Genomic DNA, 5,480 nt, shown 5'->3' with positions numbered 1-5,480 from the left:
CCGCCGAGGAGTACGAGTTCGCCGAATGGCGCTTTGCGCGGGTCTCGACGGATTACCATGTCGAGTTCAGGAGCTTCTTCTAAGCTGGCGCGGCTGACGCCGGACTTCAGATTGTCGGGCACGACCAGGCGGGGCACATTCTTGCCGGAATAGTCGACGAAGACCTTGTCGCCGGCCGCATGCTCCTGACGCATCGTCGGCGACAGGCGCCGCTCGAACCCACGGAACAGCTCGCAGAAACGGCTGTAGCCGTAGCCGTCGGGGTGGACGCCGCGATATTCCTCCCACAGGATCAGCAGCGTCACGCCGGGCTTCTTCAATTCGATAGAGAGCTGCGCCCAGTTCGGCTCGTGACGTCGCCGTTGGCCCTGCTTAACGCCGGCGCGGGCGAAAAGCCGAGACTCCAGAGCATCGTCTGTCAGTTCTCCCGGCAATGGCCAGCTCAGCCCCGCCATCGCAGCCCGCTTCAGGTTATCCTGGACGGTGCTGCGGGCAACGCCGAGGATCACCGCAATCTCTCGGCTGCTTGTCCCGCTTCCGGCAAGCCGGAGCATCTGTCGTAATTGTCGCATGGTCAGCCTTCTCTTTGCTGGCATCAAAGTCTCCTCGTGTACCGGGAGGCTTGATGCCAAAGTTGCTGACCCAAGGGGTATCTTCAGAGCCGGAAACCGGCCGGTCTTTGATTGGAATCGTGGCCGGCTTCAAATCGGAACGGTGGCCGGATTTTGATCGGAATAGTGGCCGGCTTCAGATCGGAATCGCAGTCAGAATGGTCGGCTGCAGGAAATATCCCTTTTCAAAGCCATCGGGACGCTCGCCGCCATATGCGACAGTCGCACCCGCGTCTCGCGCAGCGGCAATAGCGCGCCGAACGTGGGCATACTGGCGCTCTGATACGAGGGGACCAAGAAGCATGCCCACTATGAGCCCGTCACCGATTGCAAGCTTCTTCGCCTCCACGAGAAGGCGCGCCAGCAGCTGTTCATATATCCGGTCCTGTACCAACACTCTCGATGTGGCAGAAAAACCTGCCCCTGGTTCCAGAAGATGCCGAACATGATCCATTCGACGGCCTGTTCGATGTCGGCGTCACCGAAGACGATAAAGGGTGATTTGCCCCCCAGCTCAAGGCTCACTCGTTTGATGTCCCGCGCAGCAGCGGCCATGACTTTCGAGCCCGTCGGGACAGAACCGGTAAACGCGAGTTTGTCGATCCCGGGATGATCAGTGAGTGCCTGGCCGGCTTCCACCCCCAGCCCTGGCACGATATTTTGGACGCCCGCAGGCAGCTCGATTTCGTCAGCGATCGCAGCAAGCTCGAGCGCCGTGAGGGGCGTCAGTTCCGATGGTTTCAGTACCATCGTGCAACCAGCGGCGAGTGCTGGCGCGACTTTCCAAGCCGCCATCAGCAGTGGATTTCCAGGGGATGATTGCCGCAGCCACACCAACCGGTTCCTTCAGTACTTTTGACGAAAACCGCGGATCGGGAAGATCGAGCGCCTCTTCGCGGCCATTGTCCAGCTGTTCGGCAAGGCCCGCATAAAAATCGAAACAGCCAGCAGCGTCGCACACTCGGCTTCCGGCAAGGGTTTGCCGTTGTCGAGCACTTCGAGCTTGGCAAGGTCAGGCTTCCGAATGGCACGCTGTTGAAACTCGTCACTTCCCATAAGTTGATTATCTATTCAGTGCCTCGAGGGCACGCTGCAGCTCCTTGTCTTCCTGTGCGCTGATCTTGCTCAGCGGCTTGCGCACGTTACCAGTTCCGTAGCCGCGTAGTTGGGAGGCCCGCAGAACGGAAGGCGTGTACTTCGTTCTCCAGATGAAAAGAAGCGACGGGAGCATGCGCTGCCAGAGCTCAAGGGCCTCGGAATGGCGCTTGTTGATAACTAGATCATAAAGTTTGACAGCTTCGTAGGGCATGTAGTTGGCTCCGCCCCAGATTACGCCCTTGGTGCCGGCCATCAGTGCGTAGACGGTGGTCGTGTCGCAGCCATTGAGAACGCCGGGCGTGACCTGGAGATATTCCTGGTGGGTCGAAAGGTCACCAGCGCTGTCTTTGATGTAGTTGAAGTTCTTTAACTCGACGAGGCGCTTCAATAGGTCGGTCGAGACGGAGATTCCGGTGGCCTGCGGGATGTTGTAGCCGACGATGTCGATGCTGATCGCGCTGTCGATTTCCTTGTAGAATTCGAACAGCCCGTCATCATCTGATGGGCCCTCGAAGTAGGGCGGAAGGATCATCAGCGCGTCGGCACCAACCGATTCAGCGTGCTTCGAGCGACGGATGACCTCGTCCACGTTCAGAGCGGACGACTGGCATATGACCTTGCACCGGCCGTCGATGCGCTTCGTGCCGATCTCATAGAGCTGATTGCACTCCTCTTCGGTCAGGTAGGGATGCTGACCGGTCCCCGCGCCCAACACCAGACCATGAACCCCGGCGTTGACGTATTTGTCGATGAGTTCCTCGTAGATCTTGAAATTGATGCCGCCGTCGTCGTTGAACGGCGTCTGCATCGCAAGATTGATGCCTTCGAGATTTGCCATCATAAAGTTCCTTTCAGTTTCGCTCAAACCTCGGCGCCGGCCTTCTTGAACCGTCGCCCGGTTACGAAGCGCACCCCAAGGGACGTGATCAGTTTCGGATAGGCTCGACGCGGCGGTATTTTCCGCTTTAGAATTTCAATCACAGGCGACGATCGGCCAGCCGCCAGTTCTGCGACCGCCTTCCCAAAGGCTGTTCCTCTCGACACTCCCGTCCCATTGCAGAAGGCTGCCCCGTATACGTTTTCGGCCAACTGCCCGAAAACCATGCCACCATTTTGCGAGAGGGTAAGGAGACCACCCCAGCTTGCCTCGAAACCGATTTTGGAAAGTTCGGGCCACCGTCGGTCGAACGCTACCAGCTGGTTTTGGCGGGCATCCATCACCTCAGGAAGCGTCATTTTGAAGTTGTTTGCGTAGGAGTAGACGTTTCGCAGGAACAAGCGGTTATCTACGGTCCTTCTGACAGTGGTTCCGAAACTGTCTGCAGGGATCAGTCCGTAAGCTGGGCGATCACCGACGCTTGCCAGTTCCGCGTCCGTCAACTGCCGCGTCATGCTGGCGAAGGTGTAAACGGGAATTGCGGTGTTCGGATAAAAGCCGAACTTCGTCAGGTATCCGGCCGCGCAGATAATGACTTTCTTGGCGCGGATAGTGCCCGTCGCAGCTTCGAAGGTGTGGCGTGGCGAACCATACCGCACGCCCGTTATGGGAGTGTTTTCGTGAACTGTAACATTTCTCGGCAACAGCCTCGTCGCGTTCTTCAGGTATTTGGCGGGCTGAATGAGAATCGTGCCTGGGTGGTGAAGGGCGGCGATATAATGCTTCGAACCGGTTATCGCCTGAATCTCTTCCCGCTCCACCCACCGATACTGCTGCCCCATGCGATCCAGTGCCTTCGAGAAGCTCAAGAGGTCGGCGACGCCGTGGTGGGTCGCCGCGCTATGATACTTACCTTGTGGATCCCAATCGCATTCGACGCCGAGTTCTTCGACGGCCGAACGGAGATAGGCGTTCCCATCAAGATTTGCCGAAAGTTCGTCCAGGTTGCCCTGGATGTCCTCGACAAAATCATGCTTGCGGGGATTGTGCGCAAGATCGATCGCAAAGCCCATGCACCGCCCGGCTGCATTGTTTCCTATCCGGCCAGCATCGACGAGAATAACCGATGCGTCCGGCTGAATCTCCGCAAATCGGCGAGCTGCATGCAAGCCCATCCAACCTCCACCAATCACGAGGCAGTCGCATTCCACGTCACCGCGAAGAGGCACGATCGGGAGTTCCGGGCCCGATGTAAGGTACCATCCGGAGTGGGTCGCCTCGATTTGCGGCGGCTGTACGGCGATGCGACGGTCGTAATGGGTTGCAGAACTCATGCATTTCTCTCTGGCAAGCCGTGTTTTACGGTTCCAAGAAAGTAGTCGTCATTCTGATCACACTGTAGACGAAAAAGAAGACGCCTGATATAAATCCAGCTCATGTCAAAGCTTCGCTATATGCTGCCTTCTTCTCAATCACTATTTGTGTTTGAAGCTGCAGCCAGGAATCTCAATTTCAAACTCGCCGCTGCGGAATTGAACGTCACGCAACCGAGCATTTCGCATGCGATCAAGGCCCTTGAGCGTCACTGCAAAGTGGATTTGTTTGTGCGCGACAATAGAGGAGTGCAGCTTACCGAGGCAGGAAGGTTGCTTTACGATAGCGTTCGCTCCAGTTTTCAGCGCATTGAACAGAGCCTAAAGACCATCACTTCGAACGACACTCACTACATTACCGTGGCGGCCTCGACGTCCCTCGCGGCGCATTGGCTGGTCCCCAAACTATCGACTTTTCAGCAGCGCCATCCTGGCATCAAAATCAAAATTGTTACCACCGACCGTGACGTTGAACCTGATCATCAGGTTGACATGACGATCTGGGTGCGGCAGCGACGCTTCGAGCGGCCCAATAGCTGGTATATGTGCGACGAAATAGTTTTTCCGGTCTGCTCGCCGGCCTATCTGGCCAGTAAACCTTCGATGCATTCCGTTGACGATCTGGCGGGACATCGGCTCATCCACTCATTCGACCCACATCGTAAACGCATGGGGTGGAGCGAATGGCTGGGGATGCTCAATAGCGCGTCATCAGTGATTGAACCGGATGTTGTCTTCAACGACTATCAATTAGCTATCCAGGCCGCCCTCGCCGGCGAAGGTGTCGCCCTGGGTTGGGCGCTGACCACAGATTTGCTTCGGCGCGACAAGTTACTCGTGCGGCCCTTGGCAGTGGAGCTTCGGACGCAAAGCGCCTTCTTTTTGATCGCGAATGAGCGGAGTTCGAAGTCGGCGGCAATGCAACTACTTGTAGAATGGGTGGTGGAAGAGGCTCAGGCTTCTTAGCCAACGGCTTGCCTGAAGTGCGTCCACCGCAAGTCAGTCGATGTGTGATCAACGAAGATGCACGCCGGGAGCTTCAACAATGCCGTGGTATGAGGCTGCTTAATGTCAGTGATCTTTTTATTTCGGCTGACCGCGGAATTGGTAAAGACAACGTGTCGTATGTCGGTGACGACCACGAACTCCTCGGGACACAAATGTTTGCTCATCCATGCGAGGTCACGCTGAAGAGTTGCGCCCGGAACCACGGCAAAGAAGGCCGTCGGTGAAAGCCTCGTGATCGTCAGGTCGCTCTCGATGCCGCCACGATCGTTCAGCATTTGAGTATATAGACTATGCGACCAACCGGCACGTCGATCTGGTTGGCGCAGAGCCTTTGGAGAAACGAAAGCGCATCGCGCCCTTCGACCCGGATCTTGCCGAAGGAGGTCATGTCGAACAGGCCGACGCCGTTTCGAACGGCGAGATGCTCGTCCCTCTGGTTCTCGAACCAGTTCTGCCTTTTCCAGGAATAGCGGTACTCGCGCTCCTGGTCTTCCCTGGCAAACCAGTTGGCCC

4 protein-coding genes and 2 pseudogenes are annotated in these 5,480 nt (G+C 57.0%); 1 reads left to right on the top strand and 5 read right to left on the bottom strand.

Annotation, left to right across the window (positions count from 1 at the left end; all coding sequences use genetic code 11):
* The 4 genes and pseudogenes from I8N66_RS35830 to I8N66_RS35815 all read right to left on the bottom strand — a co-directional run.
* Positions 1 to 509: transposase (locus tag I8N66_RS35830; protein ID WP_291164837.1), on the bottom strand; the 509-nt coding region annotated here is incomplete at its 3' end.
* A 241-nt stretch (positions 510 to 750) separates the two neighbouring features.
* Positions 751 to 1,634 (bottom strand): annotated as a pseudogene (locus tag I8N66_RS35825) (aldehyde dehydrogenase family protein); the annotation flags it as partial.
* Positions 1,635 to 1,674: 40 nt separating this feature from the next.
* Complete coding sequence (locus I8N66_RS35820; protein WP_291164834.1) at positions 1,675 to 2,547, bottom strand: dihydrodipicolinate synthase family protein; 873 nt, start codon at positions 2,545 to 2,547, stop codon at positions 1,675 to 1,677.
* A 23-nt stretch (positions 2,548 to 2,570) separates the two neighbouring features.
* Positions 2,571 to 3,920: an FAD-binding oxidoreductase gene (locus I8N66_RS35815; protein ID WP_291164831.1), complete on the bottom strand. Its 1,350-nt coding sequence runs from the start codon at positions 3,918 to 3,920 to the stop codon at positions 2,571 to 2,573.
* 102 nt (positions 3,921 to 4,022) lie between these two features.
* On the opposite strand from I8N66_RS35815, the gene I8N66_RS35810 reads away from it, so the two are divergent.
* Entirely contained in the window at positions 4,023 to 4,925 is a 903-nt protein-coding gene (locus I8N66_RS35810; RefSeq protein WP_291164828.1) for a LysR substrate-binding domain-containing protein, read from the top strand.
* Positions 4,926 to 5,086: 161 nt separating this feature from the next.
* Here I8N66_RS35810 and I8N66_RS35805 read toward each other — a convergent pair.
* Positions 5,087 to 5,480: pseudogene (locus tag I8N66_RS35805) on the bottom strand (FAD-dependent oxidoreductase); the annotation flags it as partial.

The organism is Ensifer sp. SSB1 (genome assembly GCF_016652895.1).
Lineage (GTDB): Bacteria > Pseudomonadota > Alphaproteobacteria > Rhizobiales > Rhizobiaceae > Ensifer.
The sequence above is the reverse complement of the archived record's forward strand: the minus strand, read 5'-3'. Positions and strand labels throughout refer to the sequence as shown.

Bases quoted from the DNA above. Each gene is read 5' to 3' on its own strand.
- I8N66_RS35820 (WP_291164834.1), bottom strand. From the start codon at position 2,547: ATGGCAAATCTCGAAGGCATCAATCTTGCGATGCAGACGCCGTTCAAC.
- I8N66_RS35815 (WP_291164831.1), bottom strand. From the start codon at position 3,920: ATGAGTTCTGCAACCCATTACGACCGTCGCATCGCCGTACAGCCGCCG.
- I8N66_RS35810 (WP_291164828.1), top strand. From the start codon at position 4,023: ATGTCAAAGCTTCGCTATATGCTGCCTTCTTCTCAATCACTATTTGTG.